At 60.9% G+C, this 24,406-nt stretch carries 24 protein-coding genes; 12 read left to right on the forward strand and 12 right to left on the reverse strand.

Going from position 1 to position 24,406, the window contains the following annotated elements; translation table 11 throughout:
• Positions 1-52: 52 nt before the first annotated feature.
• The gene (locus E4O97_RS08630) at positions 53-856 is read right to left on the reverse strand and encodes a transglutaminase family protein (protein ID WP_248161134.1); all 804 of its coding nucleotides are present in this window, start codon (positions 854-856) and stop codon (positions 53-55) included.
• A gap of 186 nt (positions 857-1,042) precedes the next feature.
• On the opposite strand from E4O97_RS08630, the gene E4O97_RS08635 reads away from it, so the two are divergent.
• Complete coding sequence (locus E4O97_RS08635; protein ID WP_005785098.1) at positions 1,043-2,062, forward strand: Glu/Leu/Phe/Val dehydrogenase dimerization domain-containing protein; 1,020 nt, start codon at positions 1,043-1,045, stop codon at positions 2,060-2,062.
• 55 nt (positions 2,063-2,117) lie between these two features.
• Here the strand turns inward: E4O97_RS08635 and E4O97_RS08640 are convergent, their stop codons facing one another.
• A complete protein-coding gene (locus tag E4O97_RS08640; RefSeq protein ID WP_003188807.1) occupies positions 2,118-2,378 on the reverse strand; it encodes a YebG family protein in 261 nt (86 codons plus the stop codon).
• 294 nt (positions 2,379-2,672) lie between these two features.
• Here E4O97_RS08640 and E4O97_RS08645 point away from each other — a divergent pair, with 294 nt between their 5' ends.
• Positions 2,673-3,161 carry a phosphate-starvation-inducible PsiE family protein gene (locus E4O97_RS08645; RefSeq protein ID WP_003188808.1) on the forward strand — a complete coding sequence of 163 codons (489 nt, stop codon included), beginning with the start codon at positions 2,673-2,675 and terminating at the stop codon, positions 3,159-3,161.
• Here E4O97_RS08645 and E4O97_RS08650 read toward each other — a convergent pair.
• The 3 genes from E4O97_RS08650 to E4O97_RS08660 all read right to left on the reverse strand — a co-directional run bounded on the left by E4O97_RS08650 (position 3,158) and on the right by E4O97_RS08660 (position 6,467).
• Positions 3,158-3,475 (reverse strand): DUF3509 domain-containing protein, encoded by a 318-nt coding sequence (locus E4O97_RS08650; RefSeq protein ID WP_032877639.1) that lies wholly within the window; start codon positions 3,473-3,475, stop codon positions 3,158-3,160. The two genes, E4O97_RS08645 and E4O97_RS08650, sit on opposite strands and share 4 nt — an antisense overlap.
• A gap of 267 nt (positions 3,476-3,742) precedes the next feature.
• Positions 3,743-5,029 (reverse strand): serine/threonine transporter, encoded by a 1,287-nt coding sequence (locus E4O97_RS08655; protein WP_248161135.1) that lies wholly within the window; start codon positions 5,027-5,029, stop codon positions 3,743-3,745.
• Between the two features lie 61 nt (positions 5,030-5,090).
• The gene (locus E4O97_RS08660; RefSeq protein WP_032877637.1) at positions 5,091-6,467 is read right to left on the reverse strand and encodes an L-serine ammonia-lyase; all 1,377 of its coding nucleotides are present in this window, start codon (positions 6,465-6,467) and stop codon (positions 5,091-5,093) included.
• A 137-nt stretch (positions 6,468-6,604) separates the two neighbouring features.
• Here E4O97_RS08660 and E4O97_RS08665 point away from each other — a divergent pair, with 137 nt between their 5' ends.
• Positions 6,605-7,552: a LysR substrate-binding domain-containing protein gene (locus tag E4O97_RS08665; RefSeq protein ID WP_005785109.1), complete on the forward strand. Its 948-nt coding sequence runs from the start codon at positions 6,605-6,607 to the stop codon at positions 7,550-7,552.
• Positions 7,553-7,765: 213 nt separating this feature from the next.
• Complete coding sequence (locus E4O97_RS08670; protein WP_005785111.1) at positions 7,766-8,176, forward strand: HPF/RaiA family ribosome-associated protein; 411 nt, start codon at positions 7,766-7,768, stop codon at positions 8,174-8,176.
• A 54-nt stretch (positions 8,177-8,230) separates the two neighbouring features.
• Here E4O97_RS08670 and E4O97_RS08675 read toward each other — a convergent pair whose 3' ends face one another.
• A complete protein-coding gene (locus E4O97_RS08675) occupies positions 8,231-9,742 on the reverse strand; it encodes an MFS transporter (RefSeq protein WP_248161136.1) in 1,512 nt (503 codons plus the stop codon).
• Positions 9,743-9,848: 106 nt separating this feature from the next.
• On the opposite strand from E4O97_RS08675, the gene E4O97_RS08680 reads away from it, so the two are divergent.
• Positions 9,849-10,721 (forward strand): LysR family transcriptional regulator, encoded by an 873-nt coding sequence (locus tag E4O97_RS08680; RefSeq protein WP_032877634.1) that lies wholly within the window; start codon positions 9,849-9,851, stop codon positions 10,719-10,721.
• A 135-nt stretch (positions 10,722-10,856) separates the two neighbouring features.
• On the opposite strand, the gene fecA is transcribed toward E4O97_RS08680, so the two are convergent.
• From fecA to E4O97_RS08695, 3 genes are all read right to left on the reverse strand, one after another.
• Positions 10,857-13,193 (reverse strand): TonB-dependent Fe(3+) dicitrate receptor FecA, encoded by a 2,337-nt coding sequence (gene fecA, locus E4O97_RS08685; RefSeq protein ID WP_248161137.1) that lies wholly within the window; start codon positions 13,191-13,193, stop codon positions 10,857-10,859.
• Between the two features lie 90 nt (positions 13,194-13,283).
• A complete protein-coding gene (locus E4O97_RS08690; RefSeq protein ID WP_248161138.1) occupies positions 13,284-14,225 on the reverse strand; it encodes a FecR domain-containing protein in 942 nt (313 codons plus the stop codon).
• On the reverse strand, positions 14,222-14,710 hold the full coding sequence (locus E4O97_RS08695; RefSeq protein WP_248161236.1) for a sigma-70 family RNA polymerase sigma factor: 489 nt from the start codon (positions 14,708-14,710) through the stop codon (positions 14,222-14,224). Before E4O97_RS08695 ends, E4O97_RS08690 begins: the two co-directional genes overlap by 4 nt.
• Positions 14,711-14,880: 170 nt before the next feature.
• On the opposite strand from E4O97_RS08695, the gene E4O97_RS08700 reads away from it, so the two are divergent.
• The 6 genes from E4O97_RS08700 (at position 14,881) to E4O97_RS08725 (ending at position 21,037) form a co-directional block, all read left to right on the forward strand.
• Positions 14,881-15,183 (forward strand): DUF3649 domain-containing protein, encoded by a 303-nt coding sequence (locus tag E4O97_RS08700; protein ID WP_032877631.1) that lies wholly within the window; start codon positions 14,881-14,883, stop codon positions 15,181-15,183.
• Positions 15,180-16,754, forward strand: a complete 1,575-nt coding sequence (locus E4O97_RS08705; protein ID WP_248161139.1) for a PepSY-associated TM helix domain-containing protein — start codon at positions 15,180-15,182, stop codon at positions 16,752-16,754. The genes E4O97_RS08700 and E4O97_RS08705 overlap by 4 nt, the downstream gene beginning before the upstream one ends.
• Positions 16,754-17,080: a DUF3325 domain-containing protein gene (locus E4O97_RS08710; RefSeq protein ID WP_005785124.1), complete on the forward strand. Its 327-nt coding sequence runs from the start codon at positions 16,754-16,756 to the stop codon at positions 17,078-17,080. The genes E4O97_RS08705 and E4O97_RS08710 overlap by 1 nt, the downstream gene beginning before the upstream one ends.
• Before the next feature lie 7 nt (positions 17,081-17,087).
• Positions 17,088-17,666 carry an RNA polymerase sigma factor gene (locus E4O97_RS08715; protein ID WP_032877628.1) on the forward strand — a complete coding sequence of 193 codons (579 nt, stop codon included), beginning with the start codon at positions 17,088-17,090 and terminating at the stop codon, positions 17,664-17,666.
• A complete protein-coding gene (locus E4O97_RS08720; RefSeq protein WP_248161140.1) occupies positions 17,663-18,640 on the forward strand; it encodes a FecR family protein in 978 nt (325 codons plus the stop codon). The genes E4O97_RS08715 and E4O97_RS08720 overlap by 4 nt, the downstream gene beginning before the upstream one ends.
• Positions 18,641-18,796: 156 nt before the next feature.
• Entirely contained in the window at positions 18,797-21,037 is a 2,241-nt protein-coding gene (locus tag E4O97_RS08725) for a TonB-dependent receptor (protein ID WP_228309375.1), read from the forward strand.
• A 135-nt stretch (positions 21,038-21,172) separates the two neighbouring features.
• Here the strand turns inward: E4O97_RS08725 and E4O97_RS08730 are convergent, their stop codons facing one another.
• Both E4O97_RS08730 and yejK read right to left on the reverse strand, forming a co-directional pair.
• The gene (locus tag E4O97_RS08730; protein WP_032877625.1) at positions 21,173-21,523 is read right to left on the reverse strand and encodes a glutaredoxin family protein; all 351 of its coding nucleotides are present in this window, start codon (positions 21,521-21,523) and stop codon (positions 21,173-21,175) included.
• Entirely contained in the window at positions 21,523-22,527 is a 1,005-nt protein-coding gene (yejK, locus tag E4O97_RS08735; RefSeq protein WP_003171997.1) for a nucleoid-associated protein YejK, read from the reverse strand. The genes E4O97_RS08730 and yejK overlap by 1 nt, the downstream gene beginning before the upstream one ends.
• 397 nt (positions 22,528-22,924) lie before the next feature.
• On the opposite strand from yejK, the gene E4O97_RS08740 reads away from it, so the two are divergent.
• Entirely contained in the window at positions 22,925-23,206 is a 282-nt protein-coding gene (locus E4O97_RS08740) for an HU family DNA-binding protein (protein WP_005785131.1), read from the forward strand.
• 78 nt (positions 23,207-23,284) lie between these two features.
• On the opposite strand, the gene rlmF is transcribed toward E4O97_RS08740, so the two are convergent.
• Complete coding sequence (rlmF, locus tag E4O97_RS08745) at positions 23,285-24,304, reverse strand: 23S rRNA (adenine(1618)-N(6))-methyltransferase RlmF (RefSeq protein WP_005785132.1); 1,020 nt, start codon at positions 24,302-24,304, stop codon at positions 23,285-23,287.
• Positions 24,305-24,406 lie beyond the last annotated feature (102 nt).

The following is a 24,406-nucleotide window of genomic DNA, read 5'->3' on the forward strand; positions in this document are numbered from 1 at the left end:
CCGCTTTAAGGCGACAACGCGGCGGGGAAACTAATTGAGAACGCCCCCTAGGTCAATGCACCACTGAATTGGGCGGCAGGTGCCCCAGCCGCTCGGTCAGGCGCAGGCGCTGGATCGGGTCATCACTGAGCATCAATGCGTGTTCCAGGTCAAAGCGCTCGGCGCTCGGGCAATCCAGTCGCTGGTACAGGCTGGCGCGGGCAAGGTAGTCGGCGGCGCTGGCATTGCCCAGTTCCAGTACGCGCTCGGCGTCCACCAGAGCGGCCAGGGGATCGTCGTTGGCGAGGTGCAGTTGGCGCAGGTTGCGCGACAGCCGCTGCAGGATCGCCCTTGGCTCGGCGGTGTGCAGGTGGTCGGCGTGCAAGTTGAGTTTTGGCCCGTATTGGCGGTGCAGCAGTTCGCGACAGTCGTTGGGGTACAGGCGTCGACCGCCGCACGGGTCCAGCAGGTGGTCGGCACCGGGTACGCGTAGCAGGAAGTGGCCGGGGAAATTTACCCCGACCATGGGGATACCCAGGCGCCGTGCCATTTCCAGTGCGATCAGGCCCATGGCCAAGGGTTGCCCGCGTTTTCGCAGCAGCACTTTGTCCAGCAGCGCGGCGGCGGGGCGCAACGGGGTGTGATCATCCTGGGCAAACCCCAGGTCATTCAGGCGCCGCAGCAGCGGCTGGCCGAGTTCATCGGCCGGCAACAGGGGCATGCCCAGGCTGACCTGCTGTTGCAGTACGCGCAGCTCTTGCAGGATCAGCAACGGCTGTACGCTGGCATCGTGCTCGGCAGCCATCCACAGCGCGGCTTCAAACAGCGCAGGGGGTGAACGGTCCAGGCAGGCGAAAAAGGCTGTGCGGGGATTCATCGCGTTCTCCGGCGGATGCCCCGTTTTAGCCTTGCCAGGAATTTTCGTCCAGTATCTTGAAAAATATCCTGCGTGCTTATGTCCTGGATCTTACGAAACAGCGCGGCTTATTCCAGTGCAATCCAGCAGTTTTCTGCCGCGAGCCTATACTTTGCCCACAACCAAAAGTGATTCGGGAGCTCATTGATGTTTGCGCTCATGCACAGCACCCGCCTTGAATCGCTGCACCTGAGCGTCGACCCGGTGACCGGGCTGAAAGCGATCATCGCCATCCACAACAGTCGCCTGGGGCCTGCCTTGGGCGGCTGTCGCTACCTGGCTTACCCCAACGATGACAGTGCCGTGGCCGATGCCGCGCGCCTGGCCCAAGGCATGAGCTACAAGGCTGCATTGGCCGGGCTGGCGGTGGGCGGCGGCACGGCGGTCATCATCCGCCCTGTGCACGTGGAGAGCCGCGCCGCGCTATTCGAGGCGTTTGGCCGCTGTATCGAAAAACTCGACGGCCGTTTCATTACCTCGATCGACAGCGGCACCTCGGTCGCCGACATGGATTGCATCGCCCAACACACCCGCTTCGTCACCAGCACCACCGCCGCCGGCGACCCTGCGCCCCATGCCGCCATGGGTGTATTTACCGGCATCCGCACCACCGCCATGGCGCGCCTGGGCAGCGACAACCTTGAGGGCCTGCGCGTAGCGGTGCAGGGCCTGGGCAACGTCGGTTATGCCCTGGCCGAGCAACTGCACGCCGCGGGTGCAGAACTGCTGGTCAGCGACATCGACCACGGCAAGGTGCAACTGGCCATGGAGCAACTGGGCGCCCACCCGATTGCCAACGACGCCTTGCTCAGCACCCCCTGCGACATCCTCGCGCCCTGCGGCGTCGGCGCCGTATTCAACCGTAACAGCGTCGGTCAGTTGCGGTGCGCTGCCGTGGCAGGTTCGGCCAGCGCACAATTGACCAACCTGGACATCGCCGACCAGTTGGAAGGCCGCGGCATCCTCTATGCCCCGGACTACGTGATCAACTCCGGCGGCCTGATCTACGTCGCCCTCAAACACGCCGGCACCGACCTGCCCGGCATCACCGCGCACCTATCGAACATTGGCACGCGCCTGACCGAAATCTTCGCCCACGCCCAGGCCGAAAAGCGCTCCCCCGCACGTGTCGCCGATGAGCTGGCCGAACGCTTGCTGTACAAATAGGCCGGGCATTAAAAAGGCCCTGAATCCATGATTCAGGGCCTGTTCAATTCGGGCTTTACTCTGCCGCCGGGTTCAACAGCTCGGACAGCGCGTCCGGTTGGCTCTTGAACGCCTTGGCAAATACATCGCGGTTCTTCGCCATGTAGATCCCGGCTTCTTCCACCTGCTGCTCGCTCAACGACGGCACGGCTTTTTGCAACACCTCTGCCAGCAACTCAGCGAGTTCAAGCATCTTGTCATGACGGTCAGCTTCGGCTTTATCCATGAACAAACGCTCCAGATCTCGGCTGCTGCGGTATACCACTTCGACGGCCATTCACCACCTCACATGCCTTCACGATAGTTGTCTTTTGCGACTACTGTATTTATATACAGCGAAAAGGATAAGCCAAACGTTGGGGTTTGGATAGTAGGTTTTTAATGTAGTTGGGAAATGGGGGCGCTGCGCACCCCAGCGGGAGCAAGCTCCCTCGCCACAAGGATTGATTAAGTGCCTAATGTCAGCCCGCCACCATCTCACTATCCTGTCTATGGCCTTGTTTCTGCATACAGAACAACCGTCACGTCCAACCCGCATTATCCGGTCGAACCGACCTAAGGAAGCATCATCGTGAAAATCAACTGGGCCGAAAGGCTGCGCCAGCAAGTCCACGGGCTGGCCGAGTCCCTGGGCAATCTGTTTGTCGAGTCGTTTCACTACCTGGCGTTGTTTGCCATTGGTGCGGTGACCGCCTGGGCAGCGGTGATGGAGTTTTTGGGGATGCTGGAAAATGGGCACATCAAGATCGATGACATCTTGCTGCTGTTCATCTACCTGGAACTGGGCGCGATGGTCGGGATTTACTTCAAGACCAACCACATGCCGGTACGCTTCCTGATCTATGTGGCAATCACCGCGCTCACGCGTTTGCTGATCTCCAACGTGTCGCACCACAACCCGCCGGATGTAGGCATCATCTACCTGTGCGGCGGAATTCTGTTGTTGGCGTTCGCGATCCTGGTGGTGCGCTATGCGTCGTCGGCGTTCCCTTCGGTGAAGGTCGAGAGCCCGCGCCGCAAGGGCGAAGCGAGCCTTGAGACCGAGAAGGGCGAGCTTTAAAGCCCCACGCTGAAGGGCAGGGTACGGGCGGGCGGTCGCTGCAGGAGTTTGTGGCTGTCGCCGTCCGTCATCAGCTCCAGGATTTCCACGGCGCTATGACCCTGTTCGATGGCGATGCCGAACTGGATGCTTTGCACCAGGCGCTTGAGGCGCTGCGGGTCGTTGCGCTGTTCGGCGCTGATCATGCGCTTGGCCACCACGCCGGTCTCGTCCGAGAGGGTGAGCATGATGCTGCCGTCCAACCGTTGGATGCTCAGATTGACGCGGTATTGGGGGGTGAAGGTGTCGGTGATGATCTGAAAAGGATTGTCCATGGTGCGTTACCGCCTGATAAGAACATGCAGTCATTGACGGCCGGTGTCAGGATTAGTTCGCATTGCCTGACCATCGGCCAAATTCCGTTTTCCTCAATAGCTCTACAGCAAGGGCCGTGCCGTACAGGCGCTGGAAGCTCAATGTGGGAGGGGGCTTGCCCCCGATAGCAGTCTTTGAGCCGAGTATTTATTGGCTGATACACCGCTATCGGGGGCAAGCCCCCTCCCACATTTGATCTGCGTTGTGCTTGAGGTCGGTGAGCTATTTCAGGGCATCACGGAAAAAACGATCGCAGACAGCGCAATCAGCCCGATGACCACCACAAACACATTCGATACCTGTCCCGAATACTGGCGCAGCGATGGCACGCGGCGAATCGCGTACATCGGCATCAGGAACAGCAGGCACGCGATAATCGGTCCGCCCATGGTTTCGATCATGCCGAGGATGCTTGGGTTGAAGGTGGCCACGGCCCAGCAGGTCAGCACCATGAACAGCGCGGTGGAGCGTTCCAGCCATTTCGCCGACATCGAGCGGTTGCGCCCGCGCAGGGATTTGACGATCAAGCCCTGGAAGCCTTCGCTGGCACCGATGTAGTGGCCCAGGAACGATTTGGTAATCGCCACCAGCGCGATCAGCGGCGCGGCGTAGGCGATTACTGGGGTCTGGAAGTGGTTGGCCAGGTACGACAGTATCGAGATGTTCTGCGCCTTGGCGGCGGCCAGGTCAGCAGGTGACAGCGCCAGTACGCAACTGAAGCAGAAGAACATCACCGTCAATACCATCATGCCGTGGGCGGTGGCGAGGATGCCGCTGCTTTTGCGCTCGGCCTGGACGCCGTAGACGCGCTTCTGGTCCACGGCGAAAGCGGAGATGATCGGTGAGTGGTTGAACGAGAACACCATCACCGGGATCGCCAGCCACAGCGTCTTGAAGAACAGCGGCAGCGGCATGCCTTCGCTGGCGGAGGCGAAGAACGCGCCATTCCAGTTGGGGATCAGGCTGACAGCCAGCAGCAACAGCGCAGCAACGAAAGGGTACACCAGCACACTCATGGCCTTGACGATCACACCCTGGCCACAACGCACGATGGCCATCAGGCCGAGGATCAGCACCAGGGACAAGATCGCACGGGGCGGTGGGGTCATGTGCAGTTGGTGCTCCATGAAACTGCCCAGGGTGTTGGTCAGCGCGACGCTGTACACCAGCAGGATCGGGAAGATCGCAAAGAAGTAGAGCAGGGTGATCAGCTTGCCGGCGCCGACACCAAAGTGTTCCTCGACCACTTCGGTGATGTCGCCGGATTTGCCCGACAACACAAAGCGCGTCAGCCCACGGTGGGCGAAGAAAGTCATCGGAAAAGCCAGCAGCGCCAGCACGATCAGCGGCCAGAACCCGCCGACGCCGGCGTTGATCGGCAGGAACAGGGTACCGGCGCCGATGGCGGTGCCGTAGAGGCCGAGCATCCAGGTGGTGTCGTGTTTGGTCCAGCCGGTGGTAACGGTGTTGTCCAGAGCGGGATTTTCGGCAGCAGGTGTACGTACATCAGTCATCGGTATTGCCTCGTTATTATTTTTGCGCGGGCTCACGTTGGGGCGGGTAGCAGTGCTCCGATCAGCACTCCACCCAGCTGACCGCCAGGCCGCCCCGTGAAGTTTCTTTGTATTTGTCATGCATATCGGCGCCGGTATCGCGCATGGTGCGGATTACCCGGTCGAGGGAAATGAAGTGCTTGCCGTCACCGCGCAGGGCCATTTGCGTGGCGTTGATCGCCTTGACCGCGGCAATGGCATTACGCTCGATGCACGGCACCTGCACCAGGCCGCCGACCGGGTCGCAGGTCAGGCCGAGGTTATGTTCCAGGCCGATTTCGGCGGCGTTTTCCAGTTGCTCGGGGGTGGCGCCGAGAATATCGGCCAGGCCGGCAGCGGCCATGGCGCAGGCCGAGCCCACTTCGCCTTGGCAGCCGACTTCGGCGCCGGAGATCGAGGCGTTTTTCTTGCAGAGGATGCCGACGGCGGCGGCGGCCAGGAAGAAATTGACCACGTCGTCGTCAGACGCGTCGGCGTTGAATTTCATGTAGTAATGCAGCACCGCCGGGATGATGCCGGCCGCGCCATTGGTCGGGGCAGTGACCATGCGCCCGCCGGCGGCGTTTTCTTCATTGACGGCGAGGGCGAACAGGTTGACCCATTCCATCGCCGACAAGGTTGAAGTGATCACATTGGGTTTGCCGATTTCCAGCAGGCTGCGGTGCAGTTTCGCCGCCCTGCGCGGTACGTCCAGCCCGCCGGGCAAGATGCCTTCATCGCGCAGGCCCTGTTCCACGCATTCGCGCATCACCGACCAGATGTGCAGCAGGCCACTACGGATCTCTTCGTCGCTGCGCCACGCACGTTCGTTGGCCATCATCAGTTCGGAAACCCGCAAGCCATGCTTGTTGCACAACGCCAGCAGTTCCACGGCACTGGAAAAGTCGTACGGCAATTGCACGTCGCTGGTCGGCGCAATGCCCGAGGCGGCTTCCGCGGCTTCGATGATGAAACCACCGCCTACCGAGTAATAGGTCTGCTCGCTCAGCAGGCCGCTGTCGCCATAGGCGTGCAGGGACATGGCGTTGGGGTGGTAAGGCAGGCTTTCATCCAGCAGCAGCAGGTCGGTGTGCCAGTTGAAAGCGATTGCCTGGGAGCCGGCCAATAGCAATTGACCCGACTCGCGCAGTTGCTGGATACGCGCATTGATCGAGGTGGGGTCGACGCGGTCCGGCCATTCGCCCATCAAGCCCATCACACAGGCGCGATCAGTGGCATGGCCTACGCCGGTGGCGGACAGCGAGCCGTACAGGCGCACTTCAACGCGGCGGGTTTGGCTGAGCAAATGCTGATCGGTCAGGGCCTGGGCGAACGTCGCGGCAGCGCGCATCGGGCCGACGGTATGGGAGCTGGAGGGGCCAATGCCCACCTTGAATAGATCGAAAACACTGATAGCCATGCTAAAGCCTTACAAGCAATGGAGTAGAAATCGCTGCCATGTTTTGTAGAGCAGGCGGAATTGGCGCGATACTGAGCCTCTGGATCGGCACTGACCAACGAATTATCCTAAGACACCCTTTAGCAGGACTAAATGCTATGACCCGCCCCCTTCACGGCCAGACCTATGTGTGGCTGCATGTGTTTTCTTGCGCTGCACGGCATCTGTCGTTCACCCGCTGCGCCGAAGAACTGCACATCACACCGGGGGCGGTGAGCCAGCAGATTCGCCAGTTGGAGGAGCGCCTGGGCTTTCGTCTGTTTCATCGGCGCGCCCGTGGCGTTGAACTCAGCGCCGAGGGGCAGCGCCTGGCGGCGGTGGTCGGCGAGGCTTATGGCAGCATTGATGCGGAATTGCAGCGCTTGGATGCCGGGATGATCAGCGGCACCCTGCGCCTGCGCTCGATCCCCTCGTTTCTCGGCAAATGGCTGACCCCGCGCCTGCCACGTTTGCAGCAGCGCTTTCCCGATATCCAACTGCGCATGGTCGCCGAAGACAGCAGCATCGCCCTGCATGAAGGCGACTTCGACCTGGCCATCGACCTCAACGATGGCAGCTACCCCGGCTTGTTATCCACAGCCCTGCTGGACGAGCAGATATTCCCGGTGTGCGCCCCCAGCCTTCTACGTGGACGGCCGCCGTTGCATGGCCCGGCCGATCTGGCGCATTTTCCGCTGCTGCACGACATCACTGCCTGGCGTGGGAGTTATGAATATGCCGAGTGGGAGTTCTACCTGAATGCCATCGGCCACCACGGTGCCGACGTGCGGCGCGGGCATACCTTCAACCGCAACCACCTGACCATCGAAGCCGCCATTGCCGGCATGGGGGTAGCGATTGCGCGGCGCACGTTGCTCAATGATGAACTGGAACGCGGCACCTTGATTGTGCCGTTTGGCCTGGCCGTGCCCAACCATAAGCGCTATGTGCTGCTGTATGCGCCAGGTGCATTGAGCCACCCCGGCGTGCGCGCGGTGCACGACTGGCTGGTGGAGGAAGCAGGGATTTTTCGCGGTTTGCACCCGTTGGGAGAGGGGCAATTGTGAGGAAAACAGAACGTAAGAAGTTGTAACTAACTCCCCACCCTACCAGCGTTTTTGCCCGTCGTCAGGGTTAATTTGTAATGTAGGATTTATCTTTGCAAAGGGGTTGAATTGTTTTAGCAGGTGCTCAATTGTGTAATCAGGAGGTCATGGTTTCACCACCCTGGTGTTGCAGTTTGTGACCTCTGGCGAGCTAGCTGAAATAAGGGAAGAACTATGCAAATCCAAGTCAATAGCGATAACCATATTGAAAGCAGCATCCGACTGGAGGAGTGGGTACGTACTACCATTGAGAGCACGCTCGAACGTTACGAAGAAGACCTGACCCGCGTTGAGGTCTACCTGCGGGATGAGAACGGCGACAAGCCCGGTCCCCACGATTTAAGTTGCCGCCTGGAAGCACGGCCAAAGGGCCATCAACCGGTTTCCGTGTGCCATAAAGCCGATACGCTGGAACAAGCGATCGATGGCGCCGCCACCAAGCTGGATCATGCGTTGGAGCACCTGTTCGGCAAACTGCAAGGCAAGCCTCGCGCTGCCGGGAAAAACCAGCCGATCAACAAAGTGAATGAAGACGCGCTGGAAGAGGAATTCCTGGAAAACGAAAACGCTGTCATTAACAGCTAACTGTTTTTTCATTCCCCACTGAAAACGGGCCTGCATATGCAGGCCCGTTTTCGTTCAACGCCGTCGCTGGAAGAAATACCGGCTCAGAGCGGCCAGTCCGCAAGCGCCCAAGCCCGCAAACAGCATGGCCCAACCAGCACCGCTACGCAGGGCCGTCTGTGCCTCCAGGCTTGTGAGGCCAGGCGCGTTCAGCTTGCCCGCCGCAATATGCTGGCTGAGGGTTGCCCAATCCGCCGCCGTGCTGGTCGGCAATACATTGGCCAGGTGATGGCTGATTCCGAGCAACAGCACCAGCCCCATCAATGCGATGTTGAGCGCCAGGGTGATCAGCCGTGCGCTGAAGTCGATGCCCGAGGCCATGCCTGCGCGGTCAGTCGAGACGGCGCCGGTAGTGGTATTGGTGGTCGGCGAATTGGTCAGCGCCAGCCCAATGCCGGCGATCGCGCAACTGAGCAGCACCAGTGCTGTGCTGGGCTGTTCGGCGTAATTAACCGCGGCCATGCCCAAAAAACCTGCGCCCATCGTCCCCAGGCCCAGGGGGATGATGCGTTCGGCGCCAAAGCGCAGGGCCAGGCGTTCGGCCAATGGCGGTACCAACAAAGTGGGCAAGGTATACGCGAGCAGTGCGGCGCCGGTGGTCAGCGTGTCGTAACCCAGGCCCGCCTGGAAATACAGTGGCAAGTAGATCATGAACGGCCAGAAGCTGAAGTTCATGCCGATTGAGCCCATCAAGGCGCCGTTGAAACGTTGGATGCGGAACACCGAGAAGTCGAACATCGGATGGGCGCTGCGCCGCTCGATCAAGATAAACAGCAGCAGTCCGAAGACCGACAGGCCGGCCCAGCCGAGCATCGCCGGGGTGCCGAAGCCGTTCTCGCTGCCCTGGGTGATGAAGTAGACCAACGCAAACACCGTGAGCGTCATGGTCAACATGCCGGCGATGTCGAGGCGATGGCTGGCCGGGTCACGGGATTCCTGCACGCTGATGTGCAGCAGCGCCAAGGTGAACAGGGTCAGTGGTACATGCACCAGGAAAACCCAGCGCCAGTCCGCCACGGCCAGTATCACTGCCCCGATCATCGGCCCGAAACCCAGGCCCACGCCGGCAATTACGCCCCATATCGCGAAGGCTCGCGCCCGCGCCGCCGGTTCGCGGAACTGGTGGGACAAGATGGCAAACTGGCAAATCATCATCGCGCCGGCGCCAATGCCCTGGATGAATCGCGCCACGATCAGTGTCGGCGCATCGTTGGCCAGGCCACACGCCAGCGAGGCCAGGGCGAATACCCATAGACACAGCACCAGCACGCGCCGCCTACCGAAGCGATCCGCCAGCGTGCCCGCCGCCATCAGCACGCTGGTGCAGGCCAGGGTGTAGGCATTCATGATCCATTGGGCGTCTTGAAAGCCGGTACCCAATTCCTGTTCCAGCGTCGGCAGGATCACCGGCACGCTGGAGATTTCCAGGCCGAACATGAGGGCCACCAGGCAAACGGCGGTGAGGGCCAGGGCATTTCTGGCGGTGCTCGGCGGGTTGAGGGCCGATGCAGCAGCGGCGGACGGCATGACGAGTTCCTTTCAAATAGGGGAGGGCTCTATTCTCTCGGGAACCGGATTCGTTATTCGTGATAAGTTTTCCATTAATATGGGAATCAAGGGCGACAATTGACGCATGGCTACCCCGCGTTTTGATGGCGTTGAGCTGTTTTTGCAAATCGTCGAGAGCGGCAACCTGACCGACGCCGCCGAGCGCCTGAACCTTACACGCTCGGCCGTCGGTAAAGGCTTGGCGCGTCTGGAGGCGCGGCTGGGCACGTGCCTGTTGCAGCGCTCCACGCGCCGCCAGCGGTTGACCGAGGATGGGCAGGCGTACTACGAACATTGCCTGCGCGCATTGGCCGAACTGGAAGCGGCCGAATCGGTGCTCGAAAGTGGTCGGCAACAACCACGGGGACGGCTGAGGGTCAGTGTGCCGCTGGCGTTCGGGCACCACTATGCGGCACCGGCCTTGTGGGGCTTGATGGAGAGTTACCCTGAACTTGAAATCGAGATTTGCTTCTCCGACCGCATGATCGATTTGGCGCAAGAAGGCTTCGACATGGCCGTACGCATCGGTCCGTTGCCGGACACCGACCGCCTGAGTGCCCGTCGCCTGGGCCAGCAGGCCATGGGGCTGGCAGCCTCGCCGGCGTATCTGCAGCGCAAGGGCGCCATTGAACGTATCGAAGACCTGGCCGCTCATCGCGGCATTGCGTATCGCAGCAACACCACGCATCGCTCGCGTCTGGCTTCGCCCCTGATAGTGGACGACCTCCAGGCGCTAGCCGATGCCGCCATCGCGGGCGTGGGCCTGGCCTGGTTGCCGAGTTGGTTGATTGCTCACTATGCGCTGCGGGGGCAATTGGAAGCGGTGCTGCCCAGCTATCGCGAACAGCCTGCGCCGATCCATGTGGTCTGGCCGACGGCGGTGCATATGCCGGCCAAGACGCGGTGTGCCATCGATGCGTTGGTGGCGGCCACGCCCAGTTGCCTGGCGGGCAGTTGAAGTCGGTTAGGTCCAATGTGGGAGGGGGCTTGCTCCCGATGGCGGTGTATCAGTGGCAAATGTACCGACTGACACACCGCCATCGGGAGCAAGCCCCCTCCCACAGTAGGTTCTGTGTTGTTCTGCAGATTTGGGTCAGAACGCGATAGAGGTTTGCACATACACCGTACGCGGCTCACCCACATACTTGCCCTTGTTGTTGTCGTCAAACGAGCGGGTGTAGTACTGCTTGTTGAAGATGTTCTTCACCCCCACCGCCACATTCAAATCCGACAATTGCGGGCCGAAGTCATAGGCCGCGCGGCTGCTGAACAGCATGTAGCCGGGGATGCGCCCATTGGCACCGTCGGCGCTTTCGGCCTGGGTGTTGGCATTGTCGGCGAATTGGCTGCTCTGGTAGCTGCTGTCCACATTCAGCTTCCACGGGCCTTCGGTGTAACCCACGCCGAGGGTGCCTTTGTGCTTGGACGAGAAGGGCACGCGGTTGCCTTTGTTCGGGCCGTCTTCGCGAATGGTCGCGTCGACATAGGCATAAGTGGCATACACATCGAAACCCGCCAGCGCCGGGCTCAGGCCGTCGAGCGCATAGTTGATGCTCGACTCGATGCCCTGGTGACGGGTTTCACCGCGGGCGATCACCGTGTCGTTGGTCTGGTTGCTGTCGTACTGGTTGTCGAAGTTGATCAGGAACGCGCCGATTTCTGCGCGCAGGCTGCCATTGTCGTAGCGCGTGCCGAGTTCCCAGGTGCGGGCTTTTTCCGGTTTTACTTCGCCGCTGTTCACGCGGTTGGGCATCTGGCTGTACTGCACGCTGCCGAACGAGCCTTCGGTGTTGGCGTAGAGGTTCCAGTCGTCGGTGAGGTGATAGAGCACGTTCAGTGCCGGCAGTGCGGTGTTGTAGTCGCCTTTGTATTTGACGTTGCTGAGGTTGTTGGTCTGCTGGGACTCGATCATCTCGTAGCGCACGCCCGGGGTGATGGTCCACTTGCCGATATCAATGCGGTCGTCGATAAAGAACGCGTTGGCTTCAGTGCCGCCACGGGTGTCGCGGTCGTTGCGACTGTTGGTGGTGGGGATTTGCTGGTTGGCGGCAATCGGCGTGCGGTAGCGCAATTCGTGACCGGCTTCATTGATATAGCGATAGCCGACACCCACTTCATGGCTGGTCGGGCCAAGGTCGAAGCCCTGCGCGAAGCGGGTTTCCAGGCCGCGTACCCAGTATTCGCGCGGCGACAGCGACAGGAAGCTGCCCTGGTCCAGGTAACCGCTGCGCAGGGTCTTGGTGAAGAAACTGTTGACCGTGAATTCGCGGCGATCCTGCTCGTAGCGATAGCCGACGTTGAACATCGTACGGCGGCCCCAGAATTTGTCGTAGGGGCGGGTGGACTGATACGGGTCGGCCTTGTAGTCCTTGACGTTCAAGCCTCCGGGCATGTCGGCCTGGCCTTCGTAGTACTGCGCCATGGCGTTGAAGCTGTTGGCGTCGTCCAGTTGGTATTTGCCCTTGAGGATCAGGTCGTCGATGCGCGTGTTGCTGTTTTCGCGCCAGTCGCCACCCCGGGTGCCGGAGTACAGGATCGCGCCGCCCAAGCCGTTGTCAGCAGTGCCGCCGGCCAGCAGGTTGCCGGTGGTCTTGAAGCCGTCGTGGCTGGACGACGGGCTGGTCTCGGTCTGCAAGCCGCCCTTGACCGTGGGCGCCTGCGGGATGGCGCGGGTCACGAAGTTGACGATGCCGCCGACGTTCTGCGGGCCGTAGCGCACCGCACCGCCGCCACGGACCACGTCTACCGCGTCCATGTTGCCCATGCTGATCGGCGCAAAGGACAACTGCGGCTGGCCATAGGGCGCGAAGGGCACCGGGATGCCATCCATCAGCACCGTGGAGCGCGATGCCAGGCGCGGGTTGAGCCCGCGAATGCCGAAGTTCAGCGCCATGTCATGGCTGCCGGTGCCGTTGTTTTCCGGGGCGTTGACGCCGGGAATGCGGTTGAGTACGTCGCGGGCTTGGGTTGCACCTTGGCGTTCGAACTCTTCGCGGCGGATCACATCACGGGCGCCGGGGTGTTCGAACACGTTGGTTTGCGCCGCGTCACCGAGCCAGTCGCCGACCACGTTGGAGGTTTGCAGTTCGAGGGTGACGGGGGCGCCAGCCGGTTGCAGGCTGAAGGCATTGTCGCCCTCGGCCCGGGCTTGCAGGCCGGTGCCCTCCAGCAGTTTGCTCAGGCCCTCGGCCGCGCTGTAATTGCCCGACAGGCCAGGGCTTTGCATACCGGCCGTCACGTGGGAACCGAATGACACCAGCACACCGGCTTGGCGGCCAAATTGATTCAGGGCCGCTTCCAGGGTGGTCGGCGCGATGTGGTACGCCTTGGCGTCGGCGGCCATCACCGCAGGCAGCACGGTCAGGCTGAGGCTGGCGCCCAGTAGGAGTTGGCGCAAGGTGCGGGCAAGAAGCGTCGGTTGCTGGGGCATGAAGGTGGTCCTGAGAAGGAAGGATCAAGGTGGCTTTCCTTCTCTGTCACGCCAGGTGCGGAAAACAGCTCACACAAATGCAAAATAAATTCAGGCCCGGGCCTGCACGGTCACCCAATAGCGGGTAAAGCGCCGAACTTTCACCGGCAGGCTGATTTCCAGCAGGTCCAGGATGCGTTCGCTGTTATCCAGCGGGTAGCTGCCGGACAGCAAAAGGTTTGCCACTTGCGGGTCACAATTGAGCTGGCCGCGACGATAACGCCCCAGTTCATTCAAGAAGTCTTCAAGGCGCATGTGTGCAGCCACCAACATACCGTCGGCCCAGGCGCCGCAGTTGGCGTCGGTGGCGCGTGGGGTGTCCCAGCCCTTGCGGGTGAAATTGACCTGGCGTGCGGCATCGACGCTCAGCGGCAAGCCGCTGTAGTTGTTGGGCATCACTTCGACCTGGCCGGCCAGCACCGCCAATTGGGTGTGGTCGTTGAACTGGCGCACATTCAGGCGCGCCGCCTGGCTGCTGAGCAGGCCCTGGCCGGTCAGCACGCGCAACGGCGTATCACCGGCACGGGAGGTGAGCAGGATTTCCCCTTCGAGCAGGCGTACCAGGCGCTGCCGACCGTCGAAATGTACATCCACCGCGCTGCCGGTGTTGAGCTGCAACTGGCTGCCGTCGGCCAATTGCACCGTACGGCGCTGGCCAATCGGGCTGCGATAGTCGGCGCTCAGCGGCGGCAGAATATGTTGCTGACGCAGGCTCCAGGCCGCTGCCGAGCCAGCGCCCAGGATTAACAGCAACTTCAGCGCCTGGCGTCGGCTGCTGGAGCGCGGTGCATTCAACGCAGCGTGCGCCAGGGGCGAGGGCATCCCGCGCAAGCGCTGATTGACCTGTTGAATCTGCTCCCACGCACGCTGGTGCTCGCTGTGGGCGTTCAGCCATTGTTGCCAGGCCGCTTGCTGGCGAGGGGTGAGCGCGCCTTGCTGCATTTCCAGCAGCCAGTGCACGGCTTGTTCGGCGACTTGGCTGGACACGTTCATAGGGCGAAGTAGCAGCGCATGGCGGCTTTGGTCAAATGGCGTTTGACCGTGGCGATGGAAATACCCAGTTCTGCGCTGATTTGCGCGTAGGTCAGGCCGTCGAGCTGGGCCAGCAGGAACGCGCGTTTAACCAGCCTGGGCAGGCCGTCGAGCAGTTGGTCCAGCTCCAGCAGGGTTTGCAGAAAGATTGCGCGGTCTTCTTCCGATGGCGCCACGTGCTCGGGCATTTGCGCCAAAGCATCGAGGTAGGCGCGCTCCAGGTCCTGGCGGCGATAGAAGTTGCACAGCACGCGCTTGGCCACGGTGGTGAGGAAGGCGCGGGGCTCGATCAGTGTCGGGGTATCCGGTGCGCTGAGCACGCGAATAAAGGTGTCCTGGGCCAGGTCGGCCGCGTTTTCCGGGCAGCCGAGCTTGCGTCGCAACCAGCCGGTGAGCCAGTGGTGATGGTCGTTATACAAAACTTCGACGGTGTTGGACGGCTGCAACGCGATCACTCCACAAGCATTGATATGCCTTAGAGAACAAGAATTGTTCGCATTGTAGGGCGGGTAACGAGCTTCGGCAATCGGCCAGGGCAGGTGATTCATCCGTTCTCTTTTGCTTATGAGAATATTTATCATTAATATTGCGCGTTGATGAACTTGGCGCCTGCCGCATGAAAAGCAAAACCGCATTGCCCATTTCCTATCGCCTCGCCGTCACCTCGCGCGTGCTGGCGGCTGTGATCGGTGGTTACTTGATGGCCTCCCTGGCCGCCATCTGCCTGGCGCTCTGGTTGCCCACTTCCCGCGCCGATGCGGTGGTCACCGGCATGATGAGTTCGTTTGTGTTCTACCTGCTGGCGGTGCTCTGGTGTTTTGCTTGCCGCACGGCCTGGCGCGCCTGGGCCGGGGTGATGGTGCCAAGTGCGCTGTTCGCCACGTTGGCCGGCGTTGGTTTCTGGGTGGCGCGCACATGAAAGAGGGCTTTCGCCAGGCCATGGCCTGGCTGCATACCTGGGCCGGATTGATCTTCGGCTGGCTGCTGTTTGCGATTTTCCTGACCGGCACCCTGGCCTATTTCAAAGACGAAATTACCCACTGGATGCAGCCCGAAGTGCAGGCTCATCCCCTGGACGACGGGCGTAGCCTTGCCGTAGCCCAGAATTACCTGCAACAACAGGCGCCCACGGCCGCACGCTGGTTCATTACCTTGCCTACCCATCGTGATCCCGGCCTGTCCGTGATGTGGCAAGACAAGGTCGAGCCCGGCAAGCGCGGCACCTTCATCCAGAAAACCCTCGACCCGGTCAGCGGCCAACCCGTCCAGGCCCGCGACAGCAAGGGCGGCGAGTTCTTCTATCGGTTCCACTTCCAGCTGCAAATGCCTTACCCGTGGGGCCGCTGGCTGTCGACCATCACCGCCATGGTGATGTTGGTCGCGCTGATCACCGGGATCATCACCCACAAGAAAATCTTCAAGGACTTCTTCACTTTCCGCCCGCGCAAAGGTCAGCGCTCCTGGCTCGACGGGCACAACGCGGTGGGCGTGCTGGTGCTGCCGTTTCACCTGATGATCACCTACAGCAGCCTGGTGATTTTCATGAACATGGTCATGCCCGCGCCTATCATGGCGTCCTATGGCGACGACAGCCGGGCGTTCTTCGATGAGTTGTTCCCCGCTACCAACAATGCGCCGGCCCTCGGCCAGCCCGGTCAGTTGCTGCCGTTACTGCCGATGTACCAGCAGGCGCGCGAGAAGTGGGCGGGCGGCCATGTGGGGCGGCTGGCGGTCAATAACCCTGGCGATGTCAACGCCTCGGTGAATGTGTTTCGCGCTGGCTCCGACAGCGTGGTGCACGCCTTTGGCAATACCCTGTCGTTCAACGGCACCACTGGCGAGCTGTTGCGGGCCAGTGGCGAGCCGTCTTTGCCTGCGGTGATTGGTGGCAGTTTCTATGGTTTGCACATGGGCCATTTTGCCGGTCCCGTGCTGCGTTGGTTGTACTTTATCTGCGGCCTGGCGGGCACCGCGATGATTGGCACGGGGCTGGTGATCTGGCTCGGCAAGCGCCAGCTCAAGCATGCCAAAGCTTCGGTGATGCCGTTTGAACTGCGGTTGGTGGAAGTGTTGAACATTGCCAGCATGTCCGGGCTGATGATCGCCATCGCTGCGTTTTTCTGGGCCAACCGACTGTTGTCGGTGAGTTTCGCCGAGCGTTCCGACTGGGAAGTACAAGCGTTCTTTATCGCCTGGGGCCTGAGCCTGTTGCACGCCATGTTGCGTCGCGGTCGCCAGGGTTGGGTCGAGCAACTGAGCTTCGGCGCGTTGCTGTTTGCGGCGGTCCCACTGCTTAACGCCAGCACCACCTCGCAGCATTTGGGCGTTTCTCTGGTCAATGGCGACTGGGCCATGGCCGGCTTCGATCTGACCTGCCTGGCCAGTGGTGCGTTTCTCGCCTGGGCGGCCTGGAAGATGCACCATCGCACCGCGCCGCAACTCAAGGCCGAACGTGCACGTGGCCTGACGCTCAAGCAGGAGGCCAGTTGATGCTGCTCGCGCTGCTGATGTGCTACGCCGGGTTTACTGCGCTGTGCCTGTCCACAGACCGTCACCACGGCGAGCTGCTGCACAGCAAACCCACCCCCACTCGGCGTTTGGGGCTGCGCGTGGGCGGTTGGTTGCTGCTGATTGTCGCGATCTGGCCCGCGGTGCTTGCCGCCGGTTGGAGCCAGGGCCTGGTGCAGTGGTGCGCGGTGTTGATGCTCAGCGCCTTGCTGCTGGTGTTGCTGCTGCCTTATCGCCCAAGGCTGGCCTTGATCCTGGCGGGCCTGAGCCTGCTGGCCAGCCCTGTTGCGGCATTCGCCCTATCCTGAGCCTGCCATGATGATCAGTCCACCGCCGGAACCCCAGGACAGCCCGCACACAGATGCGGCCGGTGGGCGAGCGCATTTCCTGCAGGTATTTTTGTCCCAGCGCTCGCAGATGGAGGCACTGGTCAGCCGCCGTGTCGGTTGCCGCGCCACCGCGGCCGACCTGGTGCAGGATTTGTTCCTGCGTTTCTGGCGCCGCCCCCTGGTGCAGGTCGAAGAGCTCAGTACCTACTTGCTGCGCTGCGCGGGCAATATCGCCATTGACCATTTGCGCACTGAAGGCGCCCGAGTGCGCAGCAATGAAGGCTGGTTGCCGGAGCAACAAGACAACCAGAGGTGCGAGCCCCAGGCGGCGCTGGAGGCCGGCAATGATTTGCGCCATGTCGAAGCCGCCTTGCGCAGCTTGCCCGAGCGCACCCGGCAGATTTTCCTGCTCAACCGCATCCACGGTCGCAAATACGCGGAGATCGCCAAGGCCATGGGGTTGTCCCAAAGCGCCGTGGAAAAACATATGATGCGCGCCCTCGAAGCCTGCAAGGCCAGCCTTCGCGAACCGCCGCCTCCACGCACGCCAGGGAAAGCACCGTGAACGTTACGCCCACACCCGCCCAGGAACAGGCCGCGCTTGCCTGGCTGAGCCTGTTGCATGATCAGCCCAGCAGCGGCGACCAGGCTACTTTCAGCCGCTGGCTGCGCGCTGATCCCGCGCATGTCGAGGCCTACGCTCAGGCCCAGGTGCTGTGGGAGTTGAGCGAAGTGCCGGCACGCCAGCTGGCTGATGAGGATGCGCTGGCCTTGCAGGGCTACCTCAATAAGATCAACACCTCCAAGCGTTCAAGTGGGGTGCGTTGGTCCGGCGCCTTGGCGATGGCCGCAAGCCTGCTGTTGATGGTGGCGATGGGCGCAGGTTGGCAGCCGTCGCGCTGGGTCGATGAGTTAGGTGCCGATTACGTGACGGCGGCGGGGGAGGTGAAGACCTTTACCCTGGCAGATCAATCCCAGGTCACCCTCGACGCCGACAGCGCGATTGCCGTGGATTTCAGCCATGGCGAGCGGCATATCCAACTGCGTCGTGGTGCGGGATTTTTCAGTGTGACCCACACGGGCCAGCCTTTCGTGGTGGAGGCAGGCGGTGGTGAAGCGCGGGTGCTGGGCACCCAGTTTGAAGTGCGCCTGCAACCTGCCGGGGCAGAGGTCACCGTGTTATCCGGACGGGTTGGCGTGACGCCATCCAAACAGGGCCTGCAACAGGTACTGGCTGCAGGTCAGCAAGTGGCCTATGCCGACGGCGTAGCCGACACCCTGCACGCTGTCGACAGCCAGTCACGCCTGGCCTGGCGTGACGGCTGGCTCAATTACTACAAGGCGCCGCTGGCGGATGTGGTCAAGGACCTGAGCCGTTATTACCCGGGCCGCATCGTGTTGCTTAACGATGAGATGGGCGCCAGGCGCGTCAGCGGCAGCTTTCCAAGCAAGGATCCGCAGGCGGTGTTGAATGCGCTGCAAGCGGTGCTCGGCTTTGAACAACACTCGCTGCTGGGGCGCATGATCGTGTTGCGCTAGGCCCACGGCGCGCTTCACCAAACCTTCATCGCAATCGCCAAAACCTGTCACCAAACGGTTACACGTGCCGTGGATCATCCCTGGGTTCCTGAACAAGTGGTCAGGAAGAGCACCTCTGCCCCATACAACACAACAATGTCAGTAAGGGATCTACACGTGAACTACAACACTCTTTATGCCCTGCTTATGGCATCGGGCCTGGGCGGCTTTGCGCCGCTGGTTCTGGCCGATGACACACAGGATGTGGGGTCGGTGAACGTTACCGGCAAGCAGACCCTGGGCAACGGCCATATGATCCGCGAAGAAAGTGCCAAGGCGCGTTCCACGGTCACCAAAGAAGCCATGGATGAAATGTCGGGCACCGCCAACGCCATCGACAAGCTCAAGTACACCCCGGGCATCAACGTTTCCAGTGATGACGCCAGCGGCACCAGCGGCACCACCTTCACCATGCGCGGCATGAGTTCGGACCAGGTCGGGGTTTCGGTCGACGGCGTGCCGATCAACGACTCGGGCAACTACAGCGTGTATTCCAACCAGCTGGGTGACCCGGAAAACCTCGCCGAAGTGTTCGCCACCCAAGGCTCTTCCGAGGCAGACGGCCCGCACATTGGCTCCAGCGGCGGCAACATCGGCATGATCACTGTCCGGCCGACCAAGGATGCCGGGGTATTCGCCAAGCAGATCGTAGGTGCCAACGCCCTGCGCAAGACGTTTGTGCGGGCTAATACCGGCGATTTTGGCGGCCTGAAAACCTGGGTCTCGGCGTCGCATCTGGAAGGCGACAAGTGGCGCGGCAAGGGCACTCTGCGCAGCGACAAGATCGAGTGGAGCAGCTTGTTCGAAGATGACAACGGCAATTCCACACTGGCCACGGTCAAGTACAACAAACAGGAAAACTACAACTACAACAGCCTGAGCAAATCACAGTTTGACACGCAGGGGCGGCGCAAGGACTACGCCGAAAGCCCGGTGTACAAGGCAGGTCTGTTGTCTGCGTCCTACAAGCTCAACCGCAACCCCTTCGAAAGCGTAAACGCCACGCTGACCCAGCGCTGGCAATTGCAAGACAACCTGTCGCTGACAGTCACGCCGTACTACTACTGGTCCAACGGCGGCAGCTTCAGCGGCCAGACCGCCTCCAACCTGGGGCCAAAGTCTGACAAGGCCGGCAACTACGACCTGAGTAACCTGCAATCGGCCAACTATTACCGCCCTTCATGGACCGAGACCTGGCGCCCCGGCGTCACGGCCAAAATGAAGTGGGACATCAACGAAGCGCACAGTCTGGACTACGGCTACTGGTATGAACGCGCACGCCAGCGCCAGACCCAGCCATTTATCGGGATCAACGGCGAGGGCGCACCCGATGATGTGTGGGGCGATTACAACAGCGGCGGGCAGGTGGTCGACAAGAATGGCGCCACTGTACAAGGCCGCCACTATTACACCGTTACCCCGGCGCAGAAACTCTGGGTACAGGACAACTGGCAAGCCACGCCGGACCTGAGTTTTGTCGCGGGCCTGGCCTACCAATACGTCGAGCGCGACGGCAACAATCTCGGCAGCCTCTACGACAAAGCGGAAAAACGTAACACCCGTTACCATCAGTTCCTGCCCAACTTCAGCGCCAAGTACCAGGTCGATGAAAGCAACCAGGCGTTCTACAACGTCACTCGCAATATGCGCACGCCTCCCAACTACGTGCTGTACAACAAGGGCGACTCCGTCAGCCTCAAGTCCGAATTGAGCTGGAACCAGGAACTGGGCTGGCGCTACACCGAAGACGACATGGCGCTGAGTGCGACCTTGTTCTATATCAGTTTCAAGGATCGCCAGGTGTCGACCACCGACGCCAGCGGTGACTACATGGTGCTTAACGTCGGCAGCGTCGATAACAAGGGCCTGGAGCTGGAGTGGAGTGGCTTGTTGCCGCACAACTTCAACTACTACGCGTCGTACACCTACACCCAGTCCGAGCAGAAGGACGACCTGCTCAGTAAGAATGTGCTGCTGCCAACGTCGGGCAAGCAACTGGCCAACGTGCCGGAAAACATGTTCAACCTGGTGCTCGGGTACGACGACTCGCGGTTTTACGGCAACGTCGCGGGCAAGTATGTCGGCAGCTTCTATGGTGATTTGACCAACAAGGAGAAGATCGAAGGCCGTACGGTGTTTGACCTCAATGCCGGTATTTACTTGCCGGTGGACAAGAGGGTCATCAAGTCGGCGACCCTGCGCCTGTCGATGCTCAACGTCTTCGACAAGGAATACTTGAGTTCGGCGCGTACCGTGGCGTTCAACTCGGCGCCGGTCAACGGGTTGGGGGCGAGTACGGCGTATTACAACGTGGGTGAAGAGCGCACGGCGATGGTGTCGCTGGAGGCCAACTTCTAAGACCACCACAAACCAAATGTGGGAGGGGGCTTGCTCCCGATAGCGGTGAATCAGTCATCATTTTCATTGATTGGCACACTGCTATCGGGAGCAAGCCCCCTCCCACATTTGATCCACGGTGTTTCAGGAATCAGGTTACTTCAGCGCCGCCATGATCGCATCCGGGTTGTAGTCGCGAATCAAAGTCCCGTTCACATCCACAAACGGAATCCCACCCCCGCCCAGTGCTTCATACGCCTTGCGCGCCTGGGCATCCTTCTCGATATCGACGGCCTGGTACGGGATACCCTTCTGGTCCAGAAAACGCCGGATCTGCTTGCAGTACCCACACCACTCGGTGGCATAGAGCACCACACGCGCCGAGGCGCGTACCTGCTCCGGCACCACCTGGGACGGGTTGAACACCCGCTCGATCTTGCCCCAGTTCTGGATCGCGACTACCACCAGCAACACCAGCAGGACTTTCTTTAAAACCCCGCCCAGCATCAATTACGGCGCTTGAGCTGATCGGTCAGTTGGGTCGGCAGGCCCTTGATGATCAAGGTGCCGGCGGCTTCGTCGTATTCGATCTTGTCGCCCAGCAGGTGCGCTTCAAAGCTGATGGACAAGCCCTCGGCGCGCCCGGTGAAGCGGCGGAACTGGTTGAGAGTGCGTTTGTCGGCCGGAATCTCCGGCGACAGGCCGTAATCCTTGTTGCGGATATGGTCGTAGAACGCTTTTGGCCGATCTTCATCGATCAGGCCGGAGAGTTCTTCCAGGCCCATGGGTTCGCCGAGCTTGGCCTGGCTGCTGGCGTAGTCCACCAGAGTCTTGGTCTTTTCGCGGGCGGATTCGTCAGGCAGGTCTTCGCTTTCAACGAAGTCACTGAACGCCTTGAGCAGGGTGCGGGTTTCGCCCGGGCCGTCGACGCCTTCCTGGCAACCGATAAAGTCGCGGAAGTACTCCGAGACTTTCTTGCCGTTCTTGCCCTTGATAAAGGAGATGTATTGCTTGGACTGCTTGTTGTTCTGCCACTCGGAGACGTTGATGCGCGCCGCCAGGTGCAACTGGCCCAGATCCAGGTGGCGCGAGGGCGTCACGTCCAGCTCGTCGGTGACTGCCACGCCTTCGCTGTGGTGCAGCAGGGCGATGGCCAGGTAGTCGGTCATGCCTTGTTGGTAATGGGCAAACAGCACATGGCCGCCGGTGGAGAGGTTGGACTCCTCCATCAGCTTCTGCAGGTGTTCCACCGCAGTGCGGCTGAAGGTGGTGAAGTCCTGGCCACCGTCAAAGTATTCCTTCAACCAGCCGCTGAACGGATGCGCGCCGGACTCGGCATGGAAGAAACCCCAGGCCTTGCCTTGTTTGGCGTTGTAGCTCTCGTTGAGGTCGGCAAGCATGTTCTCGATGGCGGCCGACTCGGACAGTTCGGAGTCGCGGGCATGGAGCACTGCGGGGGTGCCGTCGGGTTTTTTGTCGATCAGGTGGACGATGCAATGACGGATCGGCATAGGCTTCTCGGCTGGTTGAAGGGGGAGGGGGCGGCCTCCCCGAAAAGTCGCCCAGTGTACCGCACCCATTGGCCGTGACGTGCCCCGAAGGGCATTTTGGATGCCCTCCGACTGCCCATATGCCTTTTTTTCACGGTTTAGAGCGATAAAGCTGACCAAATGGGTATGTTGAGGCGGATATTTCCCCGTCTCTGTGCTAGTTTTGCCCCGTCTTACGCCAAGTCTCGGCGTTAAGCGTGCATTCAGCATTTGTCAGGTCGAACCAATCCCCGTTTCAAGCATCTATAACCCCGATCTCCGTGGTTATAGCCGGGGATGCCAGGCCATGACGGTCGGGCTCGACGGCTGACACTGCACTCTGCAATCCATATGAATTTGATAGGGAAGGAACACCACAATGGCTTTGACTAAAGACCAACTGATCGCTGATATCGCTGAAGCTATCGACGCGCCAAAAACCACCGCGCGCGCTGCTCTGGACCAACTGGGCCAGATCGTTGCTGATCAGCTGGAAAATGGCGGCGAAATCACTCTGCCAGGCATTGGCAAGCTGAAAGTAACCGAGCGTCCTGCCCGTACTGGCCGTAACCCTTCGACTGGCGCTGCCATCGAAATCGCTGCCAAGAAAGTTATCAAGCTGGTTGTGGCTAAAGGCCTGACCGACGCTGTTAACAAGTAAGACGCAGTAAAAAAAACCGTGCTCCGGAGTGATCCGGGCACGGTTTTTTGTTGCCTGCGGTTTTATTGTGATGAAAGGTTAGTCGCGCACCCAGCGCTGGCGCCAGATCTGCTGCTCATTCTTGGTCTGGAACGTCCAGGCCACAAACCGGCTTTGCTTCTGCCCCTGAGACATCTCTACCACCTGGCTTTCCAGCACGCCGGCTTTTTTCAGCGCGGTTTCGATCGCAGGCAAGTTGGACGCTTTTGACACCAGGGTGCTGAACCACAACACCTTGTGGGCAAAATGCGCGCTCTCGGCGATCAACTGCGTCACAAAGCGTGCTTCGCCGCCTTCACACCACAGTTCAGCCGATTGGCCGCCAAAGTTGAGTACCGGCAACTTGCGTTTCGGATCCGCCTTGCCCAGGGCGCGCCACTTGCGCTCGCTGCCCTTGGTGGCTTCATCCATGGATGCATGGAACGGCGGGTTGCACATGGTCAGGTCAAAGCGCTCACCGGGTTCCAGCAAACCCAGCAGGATCTGCTTGGGGTTGGGCTGCTGGCGCAGCTGGATAACCTTGCTCAGGTCGTTGGACTGCACGATGGCCTTGGCGGCGCTCACGGCGATAGGGTCGACCTCCGAGCCCAGGAAGTTCCAGCGGTACTCCATGTAGCCAATCAGCGGGTAGACGCAGTTGGCGCCCATGCCGATATCCAGCACCTTGACGATCGAGCCACGCGGGATCTTGCCGTCGTTGACGCTGGCCAGCAGGTCGGCGAGGAAGTGCACATAGTCGGCACGTCCCGGTACCGGCGGGCACAGGTAATCGGCCGGGATGTCCCAATGCTGGATGCCATAGAACGACTTGAGCAACGCCCGGTTGAACACCCGCACCGCGTCCGGGCTGGCGAAGTCGATGCTTTCCTTGCCATAGGGGTTGATGATCACGAATTTCGCCAGTTCTGGCGTGGTCTTGATCAGCGCCGGGAAGTCGTAACGGCCCGTGTGGCGGTTGCGCGGGTGCAGAGTGGCCTCTTTGCGCGGTACCACGGGCTTGGCCGGGGTAGCGGATTTAGGCTTCTTGCGCGAAGGTTTAGGCGTAGTGGGGGCGGTCATGATGATTCTGGTGTTGGCTCAAAGTGGCGGCCATTGTCACACATCCTGAGCTCAACCCGGTCAAATGTGGGAGGGGGCTTGCTCCCGATAGCGGTGTGACAG

Source organism: Pseudomonas sp. W15Feb34 (assembly GCF_023127765.1).
Taxonomy (GTDB): domain Bacteria; phylum Pseudomonadota; class Gammaproteobacteria; order Pseudomonadales; family Pseudomonadaceae; genus Aquipseudomonas; species Aquipseudomonas synxantha_A.

Bases quoted from the DNA above. Each gene is read 5' to 3' on its own strand.
- E4O97_RS08630 (WP_248161134.1), bottom strand. From the start codon at position 856: ATGAATCCCCGCACAGCCTTTTTCGCCTGCCTGGACCGTTCACCCCCT.
- E4O97_RS08635 (WP_005785098.1), top strand. From the start codon at position 1,043: ATGTTTGCGCTCATGCACAGCACCCGCCTTGAATCGCTGCACCTGAGC.
- E4O97_RS08640 (WP_003188807.1), bottom strand. From the start codon at position 2,378: ATGGCCGTCGAAGTGGTATACCGCAGCAGCCGAGATCTGGAGCGTTTG.
- E4O97_RS08650 (WP_032877639.1), bottom strand. From the start codon at position 3,475: ATGGACAATCCTTTTCAGATCATCACCGACACCTTCACCCCCCAATAC.
- E4O97_RS08655 (WP_248161135.1), bottom strand. From the start codon at position 5,029: ATGACTGATGTACGTACACCTGCTGCCGAAAATCCCGCTCTGGACAAC.
- E4O97_RS08660 (WP_032877637.1), bottom strand. From the start codon at position 6,467: ATGGCTATCAGTGTTTTCGATCTATTCAAGGTGGGCATTGGCCCCTCC.
- E4O97_RS08665 (WP_005785109.1), top strand. From the start codon at position 6,605: ATGACCCGCCCCCTTCACGGCCAGACCTATGTGTGGCTGCATGTGTTT.
- E4O97_RS08670 (WP_005785111.1), top strand. From the start codon at position 7,766: ATGCAAATCCAAGTCAATAGCGATAACCATATTGAAAGCAGCATCCGA.
- E4O97_RS08675 (WP_248161136.1), bottom strand. From the start codon at position 9,742: ATGCCGTCCGCCGCTGCTGCATCGGCCCTCAACCCGCCGAGCACCGCC.
- E4O97_RS08680 (WP_032877634.1), top strand. From the start codon at position 9,849: ATGGCTACCCCGCGTTTTGATGGCGTTGAGCTGTTTTTGCAAATCGTC.
- fecA (WP_248161137.1), bottom strand. From the start codon at position 13,193: ATGCCCCAGCAACCGACGCTTCTTGCCCGCACCTTGCGCCAACTCCTA.
- E4O97_RS08690 (WP_248161138.1), bottom strand. From the start codon at position 14,225: ATGAACGTGTCCAGCCAAGTCGCCGAACAAGCCGTGCACTGGCTGCTG.
- E4O97_RS08700 (WP_032877631.1), top strand. From the start codon at position 14,881: ATGAAAAGCAAAACCGCATTGCCCATTTCCTATCGCCTCGCCGTCACC.
- E4O97_RS08705 (WP_248161139.1), top strand. From the start codon at position 15,180: ATGAAAGAGGGCTTTCGCCAGGCCATGGCCTGGCTGCATACCTGGGCC.
- E4O97_RS08710 (WP_005785124.1), top strand. From the start codon at position 16,754: ATGCTGCTCGCGCTGCTGATGTGCTACGCCGGGTTTACTGCGCTGTGC.
- E4O97_RS08715 (WP_032877628.1), top strand. From the start codon at position 17,088: ATGATGATCAGTCCACCGCCGGAACCCCAGGACAGCCCGCACACAGAT.
- E4O97_RS08730 (WP_032877625.1), bottom strand. From the start codon at position 21,523: ATGCTGGGCGGGGTTTTAAAGAAAGTCCTGCTGGTGTTGCTGGTGGTA.
- yejK (WP_003171997.1), bottom strand. From the start codon at position 22,527: ATGCCGATCCGTCATTGCATCGTCCACCTGATCGACAAAAAACCCGAC.
- E4O97_RS08740 (WP_005785131.1), top strand. From the start codon at position 22,925: ATGGCTTTGACTAAAGACCAACTGATCGCTGATATCGCTGAAGCTATC.
- rlmF (WP_005785132.1), bottom strand. From the start codon at position 24,304: ATGACCGCCCCCACTACGCCTAAACCTTCGCGCAAGAAGCCTAAATCC.